This window comes from Novimethylophilus kurashikiensis, from assembly GCF_003112435.1.
GTDB lineage: Bacteria > Pseudomonadota > Gammaproteobacteria > Burkholderiales > Methylophilaceae > Novimethylophilus > Novimethylophilus kurashikiensis.
On the sequence record NZ_BDOQ01000019.1, the window covers coordinates 118617 to 138760 of the forward strand.

The window sequence follows — 20144 nt, forward strand, 5'->3', positions numbered from 1 at the left end:
GTAATAGCGGGCTTAGGATTCAACGCAATTATCTGGGACGGCACGTATGGATTCCGTTTGTAGAAATCTCTGGCCCAGGCATTGAAACAAGGACGATTGCAACAAGGACAACCCAATGAGTGAGCACGAAAAGAATCTTGAATATTGGCTCAAGTTTTTGACTGCCGCTGAAATCCCCGTGTTGAAGCACACCGCACGGGAATTGGAGCGTTTGCACGCCGATGAGGAAAACCTGGGAGCACGGAGTGTTTCCAACGTGGTGATGCACGATCCACTGATGGCAGTGAAGCTTCTGCGCTTCATGCAAAACCACAAGCACAGCCGGCAAATGCGCGATCTGGTGCAAATTGAACAAGCCATCATGATGATGGGCACCACGACTTTTTTCCGCGATGTGCCTGCCATGCCCATCGTCGAGGAGATGCTGCACGAGCATCTGGACGCATTGGTGCGGCTTCTTCGCACCGTCCAGCAAGCGCAAAGGGCAGCGCATTACGCCTTTGACTGGGCCTTGCTGCTGCATGACCTTCATGCAGAAGAAGTGCGTATCGCCGCCTTGCTGAGTTACCTCGGGGAAATGCTGATGTGGTGCTTCAATCCGCTTCCCATGCTGGAAATTCGGCGTCGCCAGGAAGCGGATAAGACCCTCCGTAGCGCCACCGTGCAGGAAGAAGTGCTGGGCTTCAAGGGCTTGGACCTACAGCGTGCGCTGGCCACTCACTGGAACTTGCCGCAATTGCTCAAGGATATGCTGGACCCGGCGTTGGCTGAGAATCCGCGGGTAAAGAACGTGATGCTGGCGATCAACCTTGCCCGTCATTCAGCCAACGGTTGGGACGATGCTGCGCTGCCGGACGATTACAAGGACATCGGCGCGCTGCTGCGCATGAAACCCGAGGATGTGAAAGCCTTGGTGATGCCCAAGGAAGAAGCCAAGCTAGTTTAGCGCGTTGTTGCTAAGAGCCACACCGTAGGCGCCAGCTGCACGGCCAGGATAAGGAACAGCAGCCATGCAATGACGGCCAGCCTGCGGTTTTCGCGCCGCTCCTGGGCGATGAGCAGTGCCTCTATCTCGAGCAGGTGATCGGATTGGCTGCGAGCGAGCTGCCCATGCAGCAACCGCGGTAGTTGCGGCAGTAGTTTCCCCCACATCGGCGCTTCTTTTTGCAGCGTTTCCAGTGCGCCGCGCCATCCCAGCTGTTCCGACATCCAGCGCTCCAGATAAGGCCGAGCAGTTTTCCAGAGATCGAGCTCAGGATCGAGATCGCGTCCCAATCCTTCGATATTGAGCAAGGTCTTTTGCAGCATGACCAGCTGCGGCTGGATTTCCACGCCGAAGCGGCGCGAGGTTTGGAACAGGCGCAGCAGGACGCGGCCGAAGGAAATATCTTTCAGCGGCTTATCGAAAATCGGCTCGCAGACAGCGCGAATCGCCGATTCGAACTCATCCGGTGGAGTATCGGCAGGTGCCCAACCGGATTCGATGTGTGCCAAGGCGACTTCCTTGTAATCTCGACGGAAAAACGCGAGAAAGTTGCGGGCCAGGTAATTTTTATCGGTGTCGTTGAGCGTGCCCATGATGCCGAAATCGAGGGCGATATAACGCCCCGCATGCGGTCCTTCGGCTTCTACCAGGATATTGCCCGGATGCATGTCGGCATGGAAAAAACCGTCGCGGAACACTTGGGTGAAAAAAATCTGCACGCCGTCGCGCGCCAGTTTCGGAATATCAACGCCCAGCTCGCGCAGCCGTCCCACTTGGCTCACCGGCACGCCGTGCATGCGCTGCATCACCATGACCTGCTCGCGGCAGTAATCCCAATACACCTCTGGTACAGCCAGTAGCGGGCTGTCGAGAAAATTGCGGCGTAGCTGGCTGCAATTCGAGGCTTCCTGGATCAGGTCCAGTTCCTTGTGCACATGCTTGGCGAATTCGGCCACGACTTCGCGCGGCTTGAGGCGTTTGCCGTCGGACCAGAGCTTTTCCAGAAGGAGCGCTGCGGCATCCAGCAGCGCAAGGTCGTTCTCGATGATGGCGCCGATGCCGGGACGGAGGATTTTAACGGCGACTTCCGTGCCGTCCGGCAACCGCGCGAAATGGACTTGCGCGACAGAGGCGCTGGCGACCGGGATCGGGTCGAACTCGGCGAACACCTTTTGCGGGTACTGGCCATAGGCGAGGAATACGACTTGCTGCACGATCTGCGGAGCAAATGGCGGAACCTGATCCTGAAGTTTGGCCAGCTCGTCGGCGATGTCGAGGGGGATCAGGTCGCGGCGGGTGGAAAGCATTTGGCCGAACTTGACGAAGATCGGTCCCAAATCTTCAATCGCGAGCCTCAGTCGTACGCCGCGGGGTTTGCTGAGCGTGCGCCAGAACAGCAGGGCACGCGCCAACCGTTGCAGCCATCGGAAGCGGGCGTGGCCGAGGAAGAATTCCTCCAGGCCGTGACGCAGAGTGACGCGCAGGATTTTCGCAAGCCGCAAGAGGCGCATCAGTGCTGGGTTTCCAGTTTTTCGATGCGTTTGGCGAGGCGGGCGAGGTCGTCGCGCAAGGTGTCTACTTCCTGTGAAAAGGCCTCGAGATGACGCTGCTTGGCGATGAGCGGCTGCTCTTCCAGCCAGTAGTCGGCAAGCATTTCGCCGAAGGCGCGCAACTGGCGCTTACCTTCGCCGACAACGCGTTTTCCGGTGCTGACCAGTTGATGTGCCGGGATATCGCCTAACAGGCGGCTCAGGTCTTCCTCGACTTCCCATTCCAACTGTTGCAGCACGCGGCCGACACCGGTTGCGAGGTCTAGGTCGCCTTCCATGCGCGCTCCGCTCAGGTCGAATTCGCGGCTTAGCGCAAAGCGGAACGCGGCGGTGGGGGAGAGGGCGATGCTGGCGTCGATGACCGGATTCTCGACGGCGGGAACCAATAGTCCGCTATCGACGATGGTGATGTCTGTCGAAAATGGCGCGAGTTCCAGGCGCAGGGTTTTCCCAGCATAGGGTTGTAGATGCTCGGGCGCCCAGGCGTTCTGGTGCAACAAATGATTCAATGCATCGACCGCGGGACTCAATATTTCCAACCCTTGTGCAGCGCCACTACGCCGGCCGTGAGGTTGTGATACTCCACGCGGCCGAAGCCGGCATCCAGCATCATCTGCTTGAGTTCTTCCTGCCCCGGATGCATGCGAATGGATTCGGCGAGATAGCGATAGCTGTCTTCATCGTTCGCCAGGAGCTTGCCCATGATCGGCAGCAGCTTGAACGAATAGGCATCGTAGGCCGGTTTCAGCGGCGACCACACCTGGGAGAACTCCAGTACCAGCAAGCGGCCGCCGGGTTTCAGCACGCGGTGCATCTCGGCCAGTGCGCGGTCTTTGTGTGTCATGTTGCGCAGGCCGAAGGCGACGGAGACGCAGTCGAAATAATTCGAGGGGAAAGGCAGTTTTTCCGCATCGCATTGCAAGGCCGGCACGGCGGCCCCGTCGTCGATCAGACGGTCGCGGCCGACGCCGAGCATAGAGGCGTTGATGTCGGTGAGCAGTACCTGACCGGTAGGGCCTACTTTCTTGGCGAACAGGCGTGAGAGATCGCCGCTGCCGCCCGCGACGTCCAGCACGCGATCGCCGCTGCGTACGCCGCTGGTCTCGATGGTAAAGCGCTTCCACAAGCGGTGCAGCCCGGCTGACATGACGTCGTTCATGAGGTCGTAGCGACGGGCGACGGAGTGAAATACCTGGCCGACCTTCTTGGCCTTTTCTTCTTCGGCGACGGTTTCAAAGCCAAAATGCGTGGATGTCATGATGAACCTGCGTCAATCTGCCGTATCGGCGTTATTGCTTGCGTTGAATTCCTGCTGCGGCGAGCCGGTCCAGATATTCCTGCCACAGATGTTCGTGGCGCATGCACAAGTCGAACAGGTAGTCCCAGGAATAGAGGCCGGTGTCGTGACCGTCGGAAAATGCCAGTTTGATGGCGTAGTGGCCGACCGGTTCAATACCGACGATAGTGACGTCTTCCTTGCCGACTTGCAGCACTTCTTGCCCGGGGCCATGGCCGCGCACTTCCGCTGATGGGGAATAGACGCGCAAAAACTCGCAAGGAAGCACAAAGTGCATGTAGTTATCCCAGGCCAGCTCGAGCTTGCGTGATTGCTGATGCAGCTTGATTTCGGTGGGGCGTGGGGTGGTTGGGGTCAGTCCGCTCATAGGCTTGAAATCATACCAGAAAGGCCAGGGTTCAAATTGCGCCGTCGCCCACATAGCAACGTCGAGATGCCGCGCTAAAAGCCCGTCATATTATGCTGATTCCGTTGAATTTTCATTAGTTTGTGCTAGAGTTCCACCAATTCTTAAGTCCGGATTCGCGCTACATGGGTACTCTTGCCGATCAGTTCAATGCATACAGTCAATGGCGCGGCGGCCTGGTCGACACGCTTTGCGATTACCGTGCATGGCTGAACGAGCAGGAACTCAACGACGCCCAGATCGACCTGCGTATCCAGCATTTGCTGGATCGGTTGCGCGACGACAAGCTCAACGTGGCCTTCGTCGCCGAGTTTTCGCGCGGCAAATCCGAACTCATCAACGCCATTTTCTTCGCCGATTACGGCCAACGCTTGCTGCCTTCCAGCGCCGGACGCACCACCATGTGCCCGACCGAACTGCTGTACGACGAGTCCAAGCCGACTTCATTGCAGTTGTTGCCCATCGAGACACGCACTTCTGATGCGACGACGACCGAATACAAGCGTTATGCCGACGAGTGGAAAGTGTTCGAGTTCGACCTCGATTCCAGCGAGAGCATGATCGCCGCGTTCAAGCAGGTGAGTCTCACCAAGCAGGTATCGCAGGACGAGGCTGTGCGCTATGGGTTGTTCGACCCGAACAATCCGGATGACGCCATGAATCTCAACCCGGACGGTACAGTCGATATCCCGGCTTGGCGCTATGCCGTCATCAATTTTCCCCACCCTTTGCTCAAGCAAGGACTGGTGATCCTGGATACTCCTGGGCTCAACGCCATCGGTACCGAGCCGGAGCTCACGCTCAACATGCTGCCTAACGCGCACGCCGTGCTGTTTATCCTGGCGGCCGATACCGGCGTCACCAAGTCCGAGATCGATGTCTGGCGCCATTACATCAGCGGGACACGCTGGAAGCAAAAGGGCCGCCTTGCAGTGATGAACAAGATCGACGGTCTGTGGGATGAGTTGAAAAGCGATGCCCAGATCGAGCGCGAGATCGGCAAGCAGATTGCAACCAGCGCTGAGTTGCTGGGCTTGCAACCCAGTCAGATTTTCCCGGTGTCTGCGCAAAAAGGCCTGCTTGCCAAGGTCAACCAGGACGATGCACTGCTGGATAAAAGCCGCCTGCTGGAACTGGAGCGCGCACTGTCGGACGAGTTGATTCCTTCCAAGAAGGAGATCGTGCGGGACAACACCCAGAATGAGATCGAGGACCTGCTCAGCAATTCCGCCAATCTCCTCGATGCGCGGTTGCACAACCTGATCGAGCAACTGGAAGAGCTTCGCGGACTGAGAGGCAAGAACGAAGACGTGGTCGAGCACATGATGGCCAAGGTCAAGGTGGACAAGGAGAGCTTCGAGAAAGGCTTGCAGCGCTTCCAGGCGCTGCGTAGCGTGTTCTCGCAGCAAACCAATAACCTGTTCACCTACCTCGGCATGGAAACGCTCAAGGCCGAGGTGGCGAAGACGCACGAGGCCATGGTGAAAAGCAATTTCACCAAGGGCATCCGTACCGCGATGGACAACTTTTTCGCCGACTTGAAGTCCAAACTGACGCAATCTGAAAACCAGGTCGCGGAAATCAAGAACATGATGGATGCCATGTATAAGCGCTTTTCTGAAGAGCATGGCTTGAAGCAAGTCGAGCCGCCGGCATTTTCGACGCTACGCTATCAGAAAGAGTTGAACAAGCTGGAGCGCGCCTATAAGGAGCAGTTCGATACCGCATTTAACATGCTGACCAACGAAAAGATGACGCTGACCACCAAGTTCTTCGAAACCTTGGCAAGCCGCGTCATCCATGTGTACGAAGTTGCCAATCGTGACGTTGAAAGCTGGCTGAAGGCGGTGATGGCACCGATGGAATCGCAAGTGCGTGAGCATCAATTGCAGCTGCGTCGCCGCCTGGAAAGCATCAAGCGCATCTACCAGGCCACGGGAACGCTGGAAGAGCGTATCGGCGAGTTGGAAGCCATGGAAAAGTCCATACACGCACAAATGAAGGATGTGCGAGTGCTGCGTCAGCATATCGGCAACGCGCTCGCCTTTGATGTGCCGCACAAGGAAGAGCAAGCAGCATGACCCCGATTCTTTTATTTCTCTTCGGCTTGACGTTGGTATTCGTGGGCTTTGCCGCAGTGGGTATCCTATGGGCCATCAAGAGTGGCCAGTTCGACGACCTCGAAGGCCCTGCGCAGCGAATCCTGATGGATGACGACGATCCCATGATCCCGTTCAACGCCAAGCACAAGCCTTAGTATTGAAAGCTGGAAGGGGTTGGATTAAAATGCGACGTCTGCGTCTTTTATTGGGGGTCAAATAACATGGGTAAGCTCTTCACTTGGGAAAACGCTCCGATGACGGTGATCGTCACTTTGATCGTCTGGTCTTGGATCGCTTTCTTCTCCGTCATCCTGGCCTAACCGGATCCGGATTTAGAATTCACCAAATAAAAACGGCTGCCTAGGCAGCCGTTTTTATTTTCTGTGCTTGGCTTATCAAGCCGGCGCCATCAAGAGTTTCATCTTCTGCATGGCTTTCTGCTCGATCTGGCGGATGCGCTCGGCAGAGACGCCGTATTCAGCCGCTAATTCGTGCAGGGTCGCGGTGTTGTCCTCGCGCAACCAACGGGCTTCGACAATACGACGGCTACGCTCGTCCAGGCTCTCCAGGGCGTTCCTCAAGCCCACTGTATGCAGGATTTCCATCTCGCGTTCGGCCAATTCCTCGGAAGGCTCTGGGTGATGGTCCTCGAGATAGGCGATTGGGCTGTAGGTTTCCTCGCCATCTTCCTCGCCGTGCGACTCCATGGAGATGTCGTGCCCGCTGAAGCGGGATTCCATCTCCAAGACTTCCTCGGGCTTCACGTTCAATTCGCGGGCGATTTCCTGTACTTCTTCCGGATGCAGCGACCCACTATGGGTGGTCATGCTACGCAGGTTGAAGAACAGCTTGCGCTGCGCCTTAGTCGTGGCGATTTTCACCAAACGCCAGTTGCGCAGGATGAATTCGTGGATTTCAGCCTTGATCCAGTGCACGGCAAACGATACCAGGCGTACGCCGCGATCGGGGTCGAAACGCTTGACGGCCTTCATCAGGCCCAAGTTGCCTTCCTGAATAAGGTCGGCTTGCGGCAAGCCGTAGCCGGAGTAGCCGCGTGCGATGCTGACTACGAGGCGCAGGTGGGATAACACCAAGGATTTGGCGGCTTCGACATCGTTGTGCTGCTTGAGTCGCGAAGCAAGCTCGTGCTCTTCCTCTGCGGAAAGTACGGGGAATGCTCGCACGGCCTGAATATAGTGGTCCAGGCTGCCCAGCGGCATCGGTATAGGTAATGAAATTGATTGATTCATTGATTAACCTCCCGGAATGAATTCATTTTAGCACTCGCGATTAGAGAGTGCTAGTGGCGAAAAGTTCGCGAAAATCCGCTTCGCCTCGCTGCCTCGGTCGTACAGGGTAAGGACAGTTGAGTCGATTATTCAGGCCAAAAGTTCAATTGAAGCCAGTCGGGGGGTGCCAATGAAAACGGGCGGGAGGACGCCGTTTTGTGGCTGGGGATTTAGACTTGCCGGCTGAGCTTGAACTGCCGGATGGTGCTGCTGATTTCGTTGGCGAGGCGTTCCAGCGTGGTGGCCGTATGCGAGGTTGCTGCGGCCGCAGCGTTATTTTCGTCGGTCATTTGAGCCACTTGCTCGACGTTCTGGGCAATGATCTGGCTCGCGATGCTTTGTTCCTTCAACGCGGCTGAAATGTCCTGAACCGCCATCTTCACGTGCTGTGTGCTGGTCTGAATCTGGGCGATGTATCCGCCTGCTTGCGTCGCCAGTGCCTTGCCGTGATCGACCTTGGACAGCATCCCTTGCATGCTGGTCACGGCAGTGACGGTGCCATCTTGGATATTCGCCACCATGGATGCGATTTCTTCCGTGGAACGCGAGGTCCGTTCCGCGAGCTTGCGGACTTCATCGGCGACCACGGCGAAACCGCGGCCTTGCTCGCCGGCGCGGGCTGCTTCGATGGCGGCGTTGAGCGCAAGCAAATTGGTCTGTTCTGCAACCTCGCGGATGGTGCTGACGATGCTGGAAATCTGCGCGGAACGGTCTCCCAGCGTACCGATGGCTGTCGAGGTGCTTTTTGCGACTTCGCCGATGGCGTTCATTTCGTCCACGGTCTTGCGGATGACCATGCCGCCTTCCTCGGAAATCCGGCCTGCGCTTTCCGAGAGTTCCAGGGCTTGCGACGCATTGTCGGCCACATGGTCGATACTGACCGACATTTCTTCGACTGAGGCAGCCATGGATGCAGTCGCTTCGCTCTGGTCTTCCGAACTCCGAGCGACTTGTCCCGAAGCGGCCGATAAGGACTTGGCGGAATCGTCCAACTTGGTCGCCTTGCCGAGAATATCGAACATCGCGTGATCCATTTTGGCGATCAGGCTGTTGAACGCCTGGGCGGTCTCGCCGATTTCATCCTGGGTCGCAACCTCGGCCGGGCGCGTAAAGTCGTTGGTGCTTTCGATCGTCTTCATGGCGGACTTGACCGTTTGCAGCGGTCCGATGATGGAACGCGAGATCATGTAGCCCAGCAGCGCCAGCGCCAGGAATGCGGCAGCCACCGATGCGGCAATCCAGGTGTTTTGCCGCGAAATCGTTGCCGCGCTGGTTTCGTAGTATTGATTGGCTATCTTGACGTTGATGTCGACCAGCTGATTCAACGGCTTGAGTGTTTTCTGCAAAAGCGGATCGACTTCGTTGTCGAGCTCAGCTTTAAAGACCTGGACCAGATGTTTCTGAGATTCCATATCATTGTTGCGTGTCAGCTGGAGCAAGATGGTATCCAACTTTTTATTGGCATCCAGCCATTGACTGTAGTTATCGAGAAACTCCTTCCACGGCGCAATTTCCTCTGGCACCTGAGGTAAGGGTTCATAGATGCGCTTGCCGGCTTCCATTTGCCGGTAGGCATCCTGTTTCTTTTCCAGCTGGCGCGCGAATTTGGCTTGGGCGTTTTGCTCGTCGGCATACACAAAAACGCTCCGGTTTCTGACGCGAGCTTCCAACTGTCCCCGGCTCATGTCCATCAGTCCCACGATGCTGGGCATGCGGTTGAGGCCGATTTCACGGGTGACTTCAGCAGATTGGCCCAAACCGTAAATGGCGAAAAGACCTAGTACCAAAATGAAGACGAGGGCGATGAGGTTGAGCAGGTTGAGCTTGGCGCGTATCGATAGGCTATTCATGAGCTGGACGAGATGGAGAGGTGCTTGGAGTAGCTAATACGGCAGGGGGCGCCAGCATTTTAGGCCCGCTGTCATGCATTCAAGCCGCTAAGAACCACAAGTTTTTCCTTTGAGTTTCGTCGGTACTTAGTGCAAAGTCAGCGCTGAATCGTTATCGGGAGCAGTGATGGAGTGGGAAGAAGAAAGTCGCCTGGCGATTGCCGCGGTGCTTAAAGGCGGGGGAATGACGCAGCAACCTGCGGTCGCCTTGGATATCCAAACCAAGCAATCCGCGCGCGACATCGCAACAGTGGTGGATCTTGAGGTCGAACGCGTAGTGATGGAAATGCTGGGCGCATCCCCTTATCCCATCGTCGGCGAGGAAAGCGCTGCCGAGCGGTCATATCTGGAGGGGCCGACATGGGTGGTCGACCCTATCGACGGCACGGCCAACTTCGTGCATGGGATGGACTACTACGCCGTCTCCATCGGCCTGTGCCATGGTCTGGATTTCCTCACCGGCGCCGTCTATCTGCCGCGCATGCAGCAGCTGTATTCGCTGGTCGAGGGGCAGGCGCAGCTTAACCATGCTTCGATTTATCATGCCCATCAGCCATATCGCGAATCCTTGGTCGCGGTGGGGTTCGCCAATTTCGCCCACGATGCGGAACATCGCGCCAAACAATATGCCTTGTTCGGCGATATCAACGACGAAACGCGCGGCTGCTTGCGGCTGGGCAGCACCGCCGTCAATATTTGCTTTGCTGCGGCGGGCCGGGTGCAAGCGGCTTATGGCTTGCAAGCCAAGATTTGGGACGCGGCGGGCGCGATTGCCGTTGCCATCGGGTCTGGATGCAAGGTCAAGGTGGCGCCATGCAGCGGACGCAATACCATCGATTATATTGTCGGCTCACGCGATGCCGTGGATACGATTCACGAACGCTGTGTTGCGCGCGGCTTGATGAGCGCCGATTGCCGGGAGTGGGGCGCTTAAGGGGTAAGGGCTGGTTTCGTTAGCCGCGCTCAATCAGCGCGGCCATTTCCAGGGCGGTTGGGGATTGGTATCGCGCCATAAACCGCGGCGGTGGATCTTGGCATCGAATTCTGCATGCTGGTAGGCGCCGCGGTCGGCCTGCCCCAAATCTTCCACCGTCTCCAGGTGCCACCAGGCCATGCCGTCGTCGATCTGTTGCAAGCCGGCATCTTGCGGTTGTCCGCCGGGTGCGGCCAGCATTACTTTGCCGACGAGGGCGCCATCGGCCGAGCGCTTGTTCCAGAGCACATTCACTTGCTGTCCGGAAAGCAAACTCCCCAGATGGCTTTGCGATTCCTTGCCGAAAGGTTGCTGGAGGCGTGGCGCCGCGATACCGATGAGGCGAACCCGCATCGACCGCGAGTTCTGATCGACCAGGCGTATCGTATCCCCGCTTTCGATGCCGACGACTTGTCCGATAAGTATATCGGCATGCGTCTGGGCGGCAAACAGCCATAGAAGGAGCAGGACGGCAAGTTGCATGCGATGTGCCTCGGGGGGAGATACAAATGAAAACGGCAGCCGAAGCTGCCGTCTTGTCTACCGGTTTTGAACCGGCAGCAAACGCTTAGCGGTTGCAGACGTACATCGTCACTTCGAAACCGAAACGCATTTCCGTCACTTCAGGCTTGCTCCACATGGTGAATCTCCTTTTGAAAATTTAGTTTTAATACGGTCAAACGGTTGCTTGCCGTACGACCCTACTATACCTGTCTGCCCGAATTTGAAACTCGGGTGGGTCATGAATTGCGCCTAATGATTTTCATGAGTGCTGGGCTTGACGAAATGTACGTCCGTACAGTATTGTGCGCGCATGGGAAACGATTTCGATTACCTCGCCAAGCTGCAGGATTATTACGCCGACCACAAGACTCTGCCGTCGTATTCGACGATTGCACAGATGGTGGGGTTCAAGTCCAAGAACGCTGTGACCGCCCTGGTGGCCAGACTCAAGTTGCAGGGCTACTTGGAGTCCGCGCCGGATAAGCGCCTTAAGCCAGGTTTGCGCTTCTTCGAGCGTTTGTTGGCTGAAAGCACGGTGCGCGCGGGCTTTCCTTCCGCCGCCAGCAGCGATCGCGGCGATACGCTCAGCATCGACGAATTCCTGGTGGAGCGTCCTTCCCAAACTGTGCTGATTACGGTGAAGGGCGACTCCATGATCGACGCCGGCATCATGCCGGACGATATCGTCATCGTGGAAAAGCGCCAATTGGCGAATGTCGGCGATATCGTCGTCGCCATCGTCGATAACGAATTCACCCTCAAGACTCTTGGGCGCGAAAAGAACGAGTTCGTCTTATTGCCTGCCAACAAGGCCTACCCCGTCATTCGCCCACAAGGCCAGCTGGAAATCTTCGGCGTGGTCGTCGGGCAGTTCCGCAAATACAAGTAAGCTGATAAAAAAGCACGCGGCCTAGTCATGGCGCGTGCATTTTTGTTGCCGGCCAACCCTACAGATTGTGACCGGTTTACTCTTCTAGCAGGCTGCGCAGCATCCAGGCCGCCTTTTCATGTACTTGCAGGCGCTGGGTCAGCAGATCCGCCGTCGGTTCGTCGCTGGCGCGTTCCACGACGGGAAACAGTGAGCGCGCCGTCCGTGCGACCGCTTCTTGTCCTTGGACCAGTTGGCGGATCATGTCCTTGGCAGTGGGCACGCCTTCCGGTTCGGCAATCGAGGTCAGTTTGCCGAATTCGCGATACGTGCCGGGTGCGGGAAAATCCAGTGCGCGGATACGTTCAGCGATTAAGTCTACGGCCAGCGCAAGTTCGTTGTACTGCTGCTCGAACATCAGGTGCAGCGTCTGGAACATCGGGCCTTTCACGTTCCAGTGAAAGTTGTGAGTCTTGAGATAGAGCGTATAGGTGTCGGCCAGCAGGCGCGACAATCCTTGTGCGATTTCTGCCCGGTCTTGCTCATTGATGCCAATATCGATTGCCATTGAAGTATCTCCAGTCGTCGAAACATCCATCAATATTGCGCCGCGCCAGGGGTAAGGCTGGGCGGGTGTTCTGCTTTTTTTTCGCAACAGTTAAATTTCCACCATTTCAAAATCCGATTTACCTACGCCGCAATCCGGGCAAGTCCAGTCCGCGGGGACGCTCTCCCACGGCGTTCCGGGAGCGATGCCGTCCTCAGGCAAGCCATCGGCCTCGTTATAGACAAAACCGCATACCTTGCATTGCCAGACTTTCATGATGCGCTCCTTGATAGCTTTTGTTGGTTATGCAGCAGGCAAAGCCTGCGGGACGATATTGCTGCATCGCTCATTGACGATGGAGCGAATTGTAGCGCCTGAGGTTCAATAAGGATAATTTTATGATCTAATGCCTATCATTAACTATTCTTATTGTTTTAAGTAAGGTTATTCATCATGACGCTGAACGAGTTGCGCTATATCGTCGCGGTCGCACGTGAACGCAATTTTCGCCGGGCCGCCGAACGTTGCTTCGTAAGCCAGCCTGCCTTGAGCCTGGCGATCCAGAAACTGGAAGACGAACTCGGCGTGCAGCTGTTCGAGCGCAAAAAGACCGATATCAGCCCCACGGAGATCGGTGAGCGCATCATCGAACAAGCAACGCGGGTGCTGGACGAGGCGGCCAAGATCAAGGAAATGGCTAAGCAGGGCGGGGATCAGCTTATCGGTTCGATTCGCTTCGGCGTGATTTATACGGTCGGCCCTTACTTATTGCCCGAACTTATCCCGGTATTGCATCAAAAGGCGCCCGAAATGCCGCTGGATGTCGAGGAAAACACCACGGCCAGCCTGGAAGTGCAGTTGCGAAACGGCGTTGTGGACGCGGCCGTCATCGCGCTGCCGTTCGACCTGCCCGGCATCGTCACGGCACCGCTCTACGACGAGCCGTTCGTGGTAGTCGTGCCTGCCACCCATGCCTGGGCGAACAAAACCAGTATCGAGGCCGGCGATCTTTCAGGTGAAAAGGTGCTGCTGCTGAATAGCGGCCACTGCTTTAGCAACCAAGTGGTCGAGGCGTGCCCTGAACTATCGCGCAAGGGCGAGGTATTGCAGGGCAATTCGCTGGAGACGATCCGCAACATGGTGGCTTCCGGTCTTGGCATTACCGTACTGCCTTGCAGCGCTGCCAGTGACCGCTACCGCAATCCGCTGCTGCGGGTGATTCCCTTCCAGGAGCCCGTACCGACGCGTCGGATTGCATTGGCTTGGCGCAAGAGTTTCGTGCGGCAGAACGCCGTCGAGGTGCTGGTGGAAGCCGTCCGTGCCATCCGGTCGGACTGCTTTCACCCGATTCAGCTGGGTTAAAGCTTGGAAAGGTAACGGCTTACCGACCAGTAGGAGCCCAACCAGCCCAGCAGGGCGGCGCTAACGATCAGGATCAGGCTGGCTTGCAGGCCCAGTGGATGCAGGCGGAAGTCGGAGGCGTAGAGTTGCGCCAGCTCTTCTACCGATTGGTTGAAGATATAAAGCGCCACGAACAAAATCAGCCATGCCGTTACGCCGCCCAATACGCCTTGTAATGCGCCGGCGTAGAGAAAAGGCCGGCGGATGAAGCGGTCGGTGGCGCCGATAAGCTTGCTGACTTCTATCTCTTCGCGTTGCGTGAGGATTTGCAGGCGGATGGTGTTGCCGATAATGGCGATCAGCGCAAAGCCCAGCAGCACGGCCAAAATCATCACGGCTTTCTCGCCCAGCTTGAGCAGAGTGTAGAGCCGCTTGACCCAGGCAGCATCCAGTTGCACGTGCTCTACCTGGGGCCAGGCGGAAAACTCTTTTTGCAAGGCATCCGCCGTCGCCGGATCGCTGCTGCTGACATGCACGATGAAAGCATCCGGCAGCGGATTCTTCTCCAGACCGTTCAACGCCCCTTGTACGCCGTTACGTTCCTGCAAGTCATGCCAAGCGGTCTCGCGACTCACGAAACGGTATTCGCGGATGCCTGAATGCTTGTGCAAGCGGTTGTCGATCTCCTTGGTCGCGGCATCGTTTGCGCCCAACGTCATGAATAACGTGATTTGCGGGTCGGTTTCGATATCTGCAGCCGCGTTCCCCAGGTTGGCAAGCACCATGTAAAGGCCGGCAGGCAGACTGAGCGCGGCACCGATGACAGCCGCCATCACCAAGTGTGCGAATGGCGCGGACCGCAATTTTTTCAAAACTAGCGTCAACGCTTGCTGGTGGGCATGTATCCAGGCTTGCATCAGGCCGGTACTCCTTCGGTCAACGCCCCGTGATCGAGGTGCAGCAATCGGCCCTCGGCATTGCCGGCGTCATGCGTGGCGACGAGGACGGTCACACCGACTTCGTTGAACGAACGAAACAGCGCCATGATGTCGTGCGCGTAATTGGAATCCAGGTTGCCTGTCGGTTCGTCGGCCACCAGTACTGCCGGGCGGCTGACGATGGCGCGGGCGATGGCGAGGCGTTGCTGCTCGCCGCCGGAAAGCGCGATGGGCATGGCTTTTTCGCGGTTGAGCAGGCCGACTTTATCCAGGGCGGCGCGTACCCGTTTACCGGCCTCGCGTCCCGCAACGCCGTCAATGGCAAGCGGCAAGGCGACATTGTCGAACGCGCTGCGATCGTAAAGCAGCTTGTGATCCTGGAAGATCATGCCGAAATTGCGCCGAATGTAGGGCAGGGCAGCGCGGCGCAGGGTGCCGATGTTCTGGTTGTTGAGCAGGACGGTTCCCGTGGTGGGGCGCTCGATGGCCGCGATAAGTTTGAGTAACGTGCTTTTGCCTGCGCCGGAATGGCCGGTGATATACACCAGTTCACCCTTGGCGATTTCAAACGTGACGCTGCGCAGGGCTTCGTGCCCGCCTGGGTAGCGCTTGGTGACCTTGTCGAACTTGATCATGGTGCCGCCTGCGCTACAGCTGTTGTCCACCGCATCACGAGAACAATGCCTCGCTGAATTCCGCCGCGTCGAACGGCTGCAAATCGTCGATTTGCTCACCTACGCCAATAAAACGTACGGGAATCGGCCGCGTCTTGGCGATGGCCGCGATCACGCCGCCCTTGGCCGTGCCGTCCAGCTTGGTCAGCACCAGGCCGGTGACCTTGAGCGCGTCGTCGAAGGCCTTGACCTGCATGACGGCGTTCTGCCCGGTGGTGGAATCCAGTACCAGCAGCACTTCGTGCGGCGCATCGGGCAAGGCTTTGCCGATCACGCGCTGGATTTTCTTGATTTCTTCCATCAAGTTAAGTTGCGTAGGCAGGCGTCCGGCCGTGTCGGCGATGACGACGTCGATGCCCTTGGCCTTGGCCGAATTCACCGCGTCGAAGATGACAGCTGCCGGGTCGCCGCCTTCCTGGGCAACCACATGGACGTTGTTGCGCTCGCCCCAGGCTTGCAACTGCTCGCGGGCCGCGGCCCGGAAGGTATCGCCGGCGGCGATCAGCACGGATTTGCCTTCGGCTTGCAGCTTCCAGGCCAATTTTCCGATCGTGGTGGTCTTGCCCGCGCCGTTGACGCCGGCGAGCATGATGACGAAGGGCTGCTGCCTCGTGGTATCGAGCGGCTTGGCGAGCGGCGTGAGAAGATGGGTCATGGCCTGGCGCAAGGCACCGCGCAATTCGCTGGCATCCTTCAGCGAGCTGCGGCTCACTTGGCCGCGTACGTCTTCGAGCAATTCCGTGGTTGCCGAAACGCCGCAATCGGCCATCAGCAGCATGGATTCCAGCTCTTCGTAGAGCGCTTCGTCGATCTTGCCGCCGGTAAAGAGCTCGGAAATTGGCGTATTGAGCGTTTCCCGTGTTCGGGCGAGGCCGGCCTTGAGGCGATCGGTCCAGCTGGGACGTGCGGGCTCGGCCACAGGCGTGGTCGGCGCTGCCGGTGCGGTAGCAGGCGCCGGATCTTTTTTCTTAAAGAAATCGAACATAAGGTTATTTTACCCTGCCAGAACCAATTTCGCCTCTGCCGTGTCATATCGGGCGGGTATAATCCCCCGCCAAAAAGGAGAACTCACGTCGTGATCAGAAAAATTCTCGCTGTTCTGCTGTTGTCTTTTTCGCTGGGCGCGCTGGCCGACCAGCATATCCAGGAATTCAAGCTGCCCAACGGGCTCAAGGTCGTGGTACAGGAAGATCATCGATCCCCGGTCGTGGTCTCGCAGGTATGGTACCGCGCGGGCAGTATCGACGAATTCAACGGCACCACGGGTGTGGCGCATGTGCTCGAACACATGATGTTCAAGGGCACCAAGAAGGTGCCCGCAGGGCAGTTCTCGCGCATTGTCGCCGCGGCTGGCGGCAAGGAAAATGCCTTCACCAGCCACGATTACACCGTCTATTTCCAGCAGCTGGAAAAATCCAAGCTGCCGCTATCGCTGAAGCTGGAAGCCGACCGCATGGCCAACCTGCAACTTTCGGCTGAGGAATACGCCAAGGAAATCCAGGTGGTGATGGAAGAGCGCCGCTGGCGCACCGAGGACAAGCCGCAGGCCAAGGTGGGCGAGCAGTTCATGGCAGTGGCCTACCAGGCACATCCCTACGGCCGCCCGATTATCGGCTGGATGAACGACCTCGAGCACATGACGGTGGAAGACGCCCGCAACTGGTATCACACCTGGTACGCGCCCAACAACGCGACCCTTGTAGTGGTCGGTGATGTCGATCCCAAGCAGGTGTACAAGCTGGCGCAGCAGTATTTCGGCTCTATCAAGCCGCACAAGTTGCCGGTACGCAAGCCGCAGACCGAACCTGAGCAAAAGGGCGAGCGTCGCGTGGTGGTCAAGGCCCCGGCCAAGTTGCCCTACATCATCATGGGCTACCCTGCGCCGTCGCTCGAGAAGGCCGACGAATGGGAGCCGTACGCGCTGGAAATCCTCTCCGGCGTGCTGGACGGCAATGCTTCCTCACGCCTCAATCGCGACCTGGTGCGGCGCGACCGCATCGCTGTGGATGTGGATGCCGGCTACGACATGCTCAACCGAGGCCCCTCCATGTTCACCTTCGACGGAACGCCCAGCGAAGGCACCAAGATCGGCGACCTCGAAGCCGCGATCCGCAAGGAGATCGACAACCTCAAGCAAAACGGCGTGACCGAGGACGAGTTGCAGCGCGTCAAGGCGCAGGTCATCGCGGCCGACGTCTACAAGCGCGATTCGATGTTCTACCAGGCCATGCTGATCGGCCAACTCGAAAGCGTGGGGCTGTCCTGGCGCTTGCTGGACGACTATCCCAAGCGCTTGCAGGCCGTCACGGCCGAGCAGGTGCAGGCCGTCGCCCGTAAATACCTGGATAACGACAAGCTGACGGTCGCTACGCTCGACCCGCAGCCCATCGATGAGAACGCCCCCAAGCACAAGGAAATGCCGCATGTTCATTAATCCACTGTCTTTCGTCGGCCGCGGATTGCTGGCCGGCCTCTTCGCGCTACTGCCGTTTGCAGTGCAGGCCGGACTGCCGATCCAGCACTGGCAATCGGCCTCTGGCGCCCAGGTTTATTTTGTCGAAAACCACGATCTGCCTATCCTCGACGTCAGCGTCAATTTCTCTGCGGGTGGCAGCTTCGATAACGCCGACAAGGCCGGCACCGCCGCCATGACTCAGGGCATGTTGGCCTTGGGCGCGGGCGGCCTTACCGATGATCAAATCGCGGACAAGTTTGCAGAATTAGGTGCGCAAATGGGCGGCGATTTCGATCTGGATCGCGCCGGCCTCAAGCTGCGCACTTTGTCCAGCGAGCGTGAGCGCACCGCTGCCGTCGATCTTTTCGCCACGCTGTTGCAGCGGCCGGATTTTCCAGCCAGCGTGTTGGAGCGCGAAAAAGCGCGCATGATCGCCGGTTTGCGCGAAGCCAAGACGCAGCCTGAAAGCATCGCCTCCAAAGCGTTCTCCGGCGCCTTGTACGGCAGCCATCCGTATCACAACGACGAAGCGGTTGAGCCGGAAACGGTGGAGAAAATCAATCGCGACGATCTGGCAGGGTTCTATCAGAGCCATTACACCCGCAGCAGTGCGGTCGTGGCGCTAATCGGCGATCTGAGCCGCGCCCAGGCCGAGCAGTTGGCCGAGCAACTCACGGCCAAGCTGCCGGACGGTCCGGCGCCTGCAGCCGTTCCTCCGGTACCGCTTCCTACGCAGCCTGTCGAGAAGCGGATTCCGCATCCGGCGGCACAGTCGCACATCCTGATCGGCTACCCGGGCATCAAGCGCATCGACCCGGATTACTTCCCGCTGTATGTCGGCAATTACATCCTGGGCGGCGGCGGTTTCGTTTCGCGACTGACTGAGGAAGTGCGCGAGAAGCGCGGATTGGCGTATAGCGTCTACAGCTACTTCATGCCCATGCGCGAGGCCGGACCGTTCCAGATTGGCCTGCAAACCAAGCGTGAGCAGACGGACCAATCGCTCGCCATCGTACGCGATACGGTCAAGAAATTCGTGCAGGACGGTCCGACCGAGAAGGAACTGAAGGCTGCCAAGGACAACCTCGTGGGCGGCTTTGCCTTGCGCATCGACAGCAATTCCAAGGTGCTGGATTACCTGGAAGTGATCGGCTTCTACGGCCTCCCGCTGACCTGGCTGGACGATTACGTGGGCAACGTGCAGAAGGTGACCGTGGCGCAAATCAAGGACGCCTTCGCGCGGCGCATCAAGCCCGACGACATGGTGACAGTGGTGGTCGGTGGCGGCGCTCAATAAGGTTCGTATCGGCGGTGGGGAATGGCGCAGCCGCTTGCTGCGCTTTCCCGATGCGCTGGCGTTGCGGCCGACGCCGGATCGGGTGCGGCAGACGCTGTTCAACTGGCTCGGGCAGGAGCTGTATGGACTCCATTGCCTTGACTTGTTTGCGGGCAGCGGTGCGCTCGGCTTCGAAGCCTTGTCGCGTGGTGCGGCTTCGGTCACGTTGGTGGAGAATAATCCCGCCGTTCATCGCGCCCTGCAGGATAACGCCAAGCTGCTGAAAGCCGACAAGGCCCATATTTTACGCAGCGACGCCCTGTCTTTCCTCACCCAGAATCGCCAGCCTTTCGACGTGATCTTCCTCGATCCGCCTTACGGCCAGGGTTGGCTGGAGAAGTTGCTGCCGCTGTTGGCGCAACACTTGGCGCCCGAAGGGGGGGTGTATGCCGAAGCGGAAAAAGCCTTACAGGACGGGGAGGGTTGGCAGGTGGTCAAGCACGGCAAGGCGGGCAATGTGCACTATCACCTGCTAAAATCGGCGCATGACGCGTAAAGCCATCTATCCGGGAACCTTCGATCCCATCACCTGCGGCCATGAGGACATCGTTCGCCGCGCTTCCAAGCTCTTTCCAGAGGTCATCGTCGCGGTGGCCGATAGCCCGGGAAAGAACCCATTTTTTTCGCCGGCTGAGCGCGTGGAAATGGCTGCCGCAGCATTGGCCGATTGCGACAATGTCCGCGTCGTAGGGTTTTCCGGCTTGCTCATGCAGTTCGCGCGAGAGCAGGATGCCCAGGTGGTGTTGCGTGGATTACGGGCGGTGTCGGACTTCGAATACGAGTTCCAGCTCGCCGGCATGAACCGAAAGATCTATCCCGAGGTCGAAACGCTGTTCCTCACCCCGGCGGAGCAATACATGTTTGTTTCCGCGAGTCTGGTGCGGGAAGTAGCCGTGCTGGGCGGTGACGTGAGCAACTTCGTGTCGCCCTTGATTCACGAGCGGATTATGACGAAAATCCGCGACCTGAAGAAAAGTTGAGTGTTTTGTT

Annotated in this window: 23 protein-coding genes; 10 read left to right on the forward strand and 13 right to left on the reverse strand. The window is 58.0% G+C overall.

Going from position 1 to position 20144, the window contains the following annotated elements:
• The first annotated feature begins 115 nt into the window (after positions 1 to 115).
• Positions 116 to 946 (forward strand): HDOD domain-containing protein, encoded by an 831-nt coding sequence (locus NMK_RS15750; protein WP_109016719.1) that lies wholly within the window; start codon positions 116 to 118, stop codon positions 944 to 946.
• Here the strand turns inward: NMK_RS15750 and ubiB are convergent.
• Genes ubiB through NMK_RS15770 form a run of 4 tightly spaced genes read right to left on the reverse strand, consistent with a single transcriptional unit; the run spans position 943 to position 4199 of the window.
• Positions 943 to 2496, reverse strand: coding sequence for a ubiquinone biosynthesis regulatory protein kinase UbiB (ubiB, locus tag NMK_RS15755; protein ID WP_109016720.1), 1554 nt, complete (start codon positions 2494 to 2496; stop codon positions 943 to 945). The two genes, NMK_RS15750 and ubiB, sit on opposite strands and share 4 nt — an antisense overlap.
• Complete coding sequence (locus NMK_RS15760; RefSeq protein WP_109016721.1) at positions 2496 to 3065, reverse strand: ubiquinone biosynthesis accessory factor UbiJ; 570 nt, start codon at positions 3063 to 3065, stop codon at positions 2496 to 2498. Before NMK_RS15760 ends, ubiB begins: the two co-directional genes overlap by 1 nt.
• Positions 3062 to 3793, reverse strand: coding sequence for a bifunctional demethylmenaquinone methyltransferase/2-methoxy-6-polyprenyl-1,4-benzoquinol methylase UbiE (gene ubiE / locus NMK_RS15765; protein ID WP_109016722.1), 732 nt, complete (start codon positions 3791 to 3793; stop codon positions 3062 to 3064). The genes NMK_RS15760 and ubiE overlap by 4 nt, the downstream gene beginning before the upstream one ends.
• Before the next feature lie 31 nt (positions 3794 to 3824).
• Positions 3825 to 4199, reverse strand: a complete 375-nt coding sequence (locus tag NMK_RS15770) for a gamma-butyrobetaine hydroxylase family protein (RefSeq protein WP_109016876.1) — start codon at positions 4197 to 4199, stop codon at positions 3825 to 3827.
• A gap of 164 nt (positions 4200 to 4363) precedes the next feature.
• Between NMK_RS15770 and NMK_RS15775 the strand changes: the two genes are divergently transcribed.
• Positions 4364 to 6319 (forward strand): dynamin family protein, encoded by a 1956-nt coding sequence (locus tag NMK_RS15775; protein ID WP_109016723.1) that lies wholly within the window; start codon positions 4364 to 4366, stop codon positions 6317 to 6319.
• The gene (gene ccoS, locus NMK_RS15780; RefSeq protein ID WP_109016724.1) at positions 6316 to 6495 is read left to right on the forward strand and encodes a cbb3-type cytochrome oxidase assembly protein CcoS; all 180 of its coding nucleotides are present in this window, start codon (positions 6316 to 6318) and stop codon (positions 6493 to 6495) included. Before NMK_RS15775 ends, ccoS begins: the two co-directional genes overlap by 4 nt.
• A 240-nt stretch (positions 6496 to 6735) precedes the next feature.
• Here ccoS and rpoH read toward each other — a convergent pair whose 3' ends face one another.
• Both rpoH and NMK_RS15790 read right to left on the reverse strand, forming a co-directional pair.
• Positions 6736 to 7590 carry an RNA polymerase sigma factor RpoH gene (rpoH, locus tag NMK_RS15785; protein WP_109016725.1) on the reverse strand — a complete coding sequence of 285 codons (855 nt, stop codon included), beginning with the start codon at positions 7588 to 7590 and terminating at the stop codon, positions 6736 to 6738.
• 209 nt (positions 7591 to 7799) lie between these two features.
• Positions 7800 to 9479, reverse strand: a complete 1680-nt coding sequence (locus tag NMK_RS15790) for a methyl-accepting chemotaxis protein (protein ID WP_109016726.1) — start codon at positions 9477 to 9479, stop codon at positions 7800 to 7802.
• A 166-nt stretch (positions 9480 to 9645) separates the two neighbouring features.
• On the opposite strand from NMK_RS15790, the gene NMK_RS15795 reads away from it, so the two are divergent.
• Positions 9646 to 10452, forward strand: a complete 807-nt coding sequence (locus NMK_RS15795) for an inositol monophosphatase family protein (protein ID WP_109016727.1) — start codon at positions 9646 to 9648, stop codon at positions 10450 to 10452.
• A 33-nt stretch (positions 10453 to 10485) separates the two neighbouring features.
• On the opposite strand, the gene NMK_RS15800 is transcribed toward NMK_RS15795, so the two are convergent.
• Positions 10486 to 10974: a thermonuclease family protein gene (locus tag NMK_RS15800; protein ID WP_109016728.1), complete on the reverse strand. Its 489-nt coding sequence runs from the start codon at positions 10972 to 10974 to the stop codon at positions 10486 to 10488.
• Between the two features lie 85 nt (positions 10975 to 11059).
• Positions 11060 to 11131, reverse strand: coding sequence for a pyrroloquinoline quinone precursor peptide PqqA (gene pqqA, locus NMK_RS15805; protein ID WP_109016877.1), 72 nt, complete (start codon positions 11129 to 11131; stop codon positions 11060 to 11062).
• 174 nt (positions 11132 to 11305) lie between these two features.
• Here pqqA and NMK_RS15810 point away from each other — a divergent pair, with 174 nt between their 5' ends.
• Positions 11306 to 11884, forward strand: a complete 579-nt coding sequence (locus NMK_RS15810) for a LexA family protein (RefSeq protein ID WP_109016729.1) — start codon at positions 11306 to 11308, stop codon at positions 11882 to 11884.
• 76 nt (positions 11885 to 11960) lie between these two features.
• Here the strand turns inward: NMK_RS15810 and NMK_RS15815 are convergent, their stop codons facing one another.
• Both NMK_RS15815 and NMK_RS15820 read right to left on the reverse strand, forming a co-directional pair.
• Complete coding sequence (locus tag NMK_RS15815) at positions 11961 to 12425, reverse strand: Dps family protein (protein WP_305778758.1); 465 nt, start codon at positions 12423 to 12425, stop codon at positions 11961 to 11963.
• A gap of 96 nt (positions 12426 to 12521) precedes the next feature.
• Positions 12522 to 12686 (reverse strand): rubredoxin, encoded by a 165-nt coding sequence (locus NMK_RS15820; protein ID WP_109016731.1) that lies wholly within the window; start codon positions 12684 to 12686, stop codon positions 12522 to 12524.
• A 177-nt stretch (positions 12687 to 12863) separates the two neighbouring features.
• Here NMK_RS15820 and NMK_RS15825 point away from each other — a divergent pair, with 177 nt between their 5' ends.
• The gene (locus NMK_RS15825) at positions 12864 to 13772 is read left to right on the forward strand and encodes a hydrogen peroxide-inducible genes activator (RefSeq protein ID WP_109016732.1); all 909 of its coding nucleotides are present in this window, start codon (positions 12864 to 12866) and stop codon (positions 13770 to 13772) included.
• Here NMK_RS15825 and ftsX read toward each other — a convergent pair.
• Genes ftsX through ftsY form a run of 3 tightly spaced genes read right to left on the reverse strand, consistent with a single transcriptional unit; the run spans position 13769 to position 16348 of the window.
• On the reverse strand, positions 13769 to 14668 hold the full coding sequence (gene ftsX, locus NMK_RS15830; RefSeq protein ID WP_109016733.1) for a permease-like cell division protein FtsX: 900 nt from the start codon (positions 14666 to 14668) through the stop codon (positions 13769 to 13771). The two genes, NMK_RS15825 and ftsX, sit on opposite strands and share 4 nt — an antisense overlap.
• On the reverse strand, positions 14668 to 15324 hold the full coding sequence (ftsE, locus tag NMK_RS15835; protein ID WP_109016734.1) for a cell division ATP-binding protein FtsE: 657 nt from the start codon (positions 15322 to 15324) through the stop codon (positions 14668 to 14670). The genes ftsX and ftsE overlap by 1 nt, the downstream gene beginning before the upstream one ends.
• A gap of 34 nt (positions 15325 to 15358) precedes the next feature.
• On the reverse strand, positions 15359 to 16348 hold the full coding sequence (ftsY, locus tag NMK_RS15840; protein ID WP_109016735.1) for a signal recognition particle-docking protein FtsY: 990 nt from the start codon (positions 16346 to 16348) through the stop codon (positions 15359 to 15361).
• 93 nt (positions 16349 to 16441) lie between these two features.
• On the opposite strand from ftsY, the gene NMK_RS15845 reads away from it, so the two are divergent.
• The 4 genes from NMK_RS15845 to coaD are packed head-to-tail and all read left to right on the forward strand — an operon-like array spanning position 16442 to position 20134.
• The gene (locus tag NMK_RS15845; protein WP_370849010.1) at positions 16442 to 17797 is read left to right on the forward strand and encodes a M16 family metallopeptidase; all 1356 of its coding nucleotides are present in this window, start codon (positions 16442 to 16444) and stop codon (positions 17795 to 17797) included.
• Positions 17787 to 19115 (forward strand): M16 family metallopeptidase, encoded by a 1329-nt coding sequence (locus NMK_RS15850; RefSeq protein WP_109016736.1) that lies wholly within the window; start codon positions 17787 to 17789, stop codon positions 19113 to 19115. The genes NMK_RS15845 and NMK_RS15850 overlap by 11 nt, the downstream gene beginning before the upstream one ends.
• Positions 19099 to 19650 carry a 16S rRNA (guanine(966)-N(2))-methyltransferase RsmD gene (gene rsmD / locus NMK_RS15855; protein ID WP_109016737.1) on the forward strand — a complete coding sequence of 184 codons (552 nt, stop codon included), beginning with the start codon at positions 19099 to 19101 and terminating at the stop codon, positions 19648 to 19650. The genes NMK_RS15850 and rsmD overlap by 17 nt, the downstream gene beginning before the upstream one ends.
• Positions 19640 to 20134, forward strand: a complete 495-nt coding sequence (gene coaD / locus NMK_RS15860; protein WP_109016738.1) for a pantetheine-phosphate adenylyltransferase — start codon at positions 19640 to 19642, stop codon at positions 20132 to 20134. Before rsmD ends, coaD begins: the two co-directional genes overlap by 11 nt.
• The last annotated feature ends 10 nt before the right edge of the window (positions 20135 to 20144 follow it).

Coding starts and splice junctions, on each gene's coding strand:
- ftsE (WP_109016734.1), bottom strand. CDS start 15,324: ATGATCAAGTTCGACAAGGTCACCAAGCGCTACCCAGGCGGGCACGAA.
- NMK_RS15800 (WP_109016728.1), bottom strand. CDS start 10,974: ATGCAACTTGCCGTCCTGCTCCTTCTATGGCTGTTTGCCGCCCAGACG.
- ftsX (WP_109016733.1), bottom strand. CDS start 14,668: ATGCAAGCCTGGATACATGCCCACCAGCAAGCGTTGACGCTAGTTTTG.
- NMK_RS15825 (WP_109016732.1), top strand. CDS start 12,864: ATGACGCTGAACGAGTTGCGCTATATCGTCGCGGTCGCACGTGAACGC.
- NMK_RS15810 (WP_109016729.1), top strand. CDS start 11,306: ATGGGAAACGATTTCGATTACCTCGCCAAGCTGCAGGATTATTACGCC.
- ftsY (WP_109016735.1), bottom strand. CDS start 16,348: ATGTTCGATTTCTTTAAGAAAAAAGATCCGGCGCCTGCTACCGCACCG.
- NMK_RS15790 (WP_109016726.1), bottom strand. CDS start 9,479: ATGAATAGCCTATCGATACGCGCCAAGCTCAACCTGCTCAACCTCATC.
- coaD (WP_109016738.1), top strand. CDS start 19,640: ATGACGCGTAAAGCCATCTATCCGGGAACCTTCGATCCCATCACCTGC.
- NMK_RS15795 (WP_109016727.1), top strand. CDS start 9,646: ATGGAGTGGGAAGAAGAAAGTCGCCTGGCGATTGCCGCGGTGCTTAAA.
- NMK_RS15770 (WP_109016876.1), bottom strand. CDS start 4,199: ATGAGCGGACTGACCCCAACCACCCCACGCCCCACCGAAATCAAGCTG.
- NMK_RS15850 (WP_109016736.1), top strand. CDS start 17,787: ATGTTCATTAATCCACTGTCTTTCGTCGGCCGCGGATTGCTGGCCGGC.
- ubiE (WP_109016722.1), bottom strand. CDS start 3,793: ATGACATCCACGCATTTTGGCTTTGAAACCGTCGCCGAAGAAGAAAAG.
- NMK_RS15750 (WP_109016719.1), top strand. CDS start 116: ATGAGTGAGCACGAAAAGAATCTTGAATATTGGCTCAAGTTTTTGACT.
- ccoS (WP_109016724.1), top strand. CDS start 6,316: ATGACCCCGATTCTTTTATTTCTCTTCGGCTTGACGTTGGTATTCGTG.
- NMK_RS15775 (WP_109016723.1), top strand. CDS start 4,364: ATGGGTACTCTTGCCGATCAGTTCAATGCATACAGTCAATGGCGCGGC.
- ubiB (WP_109016720.1), bottom strand. CDS start 2,496: ATGCGCCTCTTGCGGCTTGCGAAAATCCTGCGCGTCACTCTGCGTCAC.
- NMK_RS15820 (WP_109016731.1), bottom strand. CDS start 12,686: ATGAAAGTCTGGCAATGCAAGGTATGCGGTTTTGTCTATAACGAGGCC.
- rpoH (WP_109016725.1), bottom strand. CDS start 7,590: ATGAATCAATCAATTTCATTACCTATACCGATGCCGCTGGGCAGCCTG.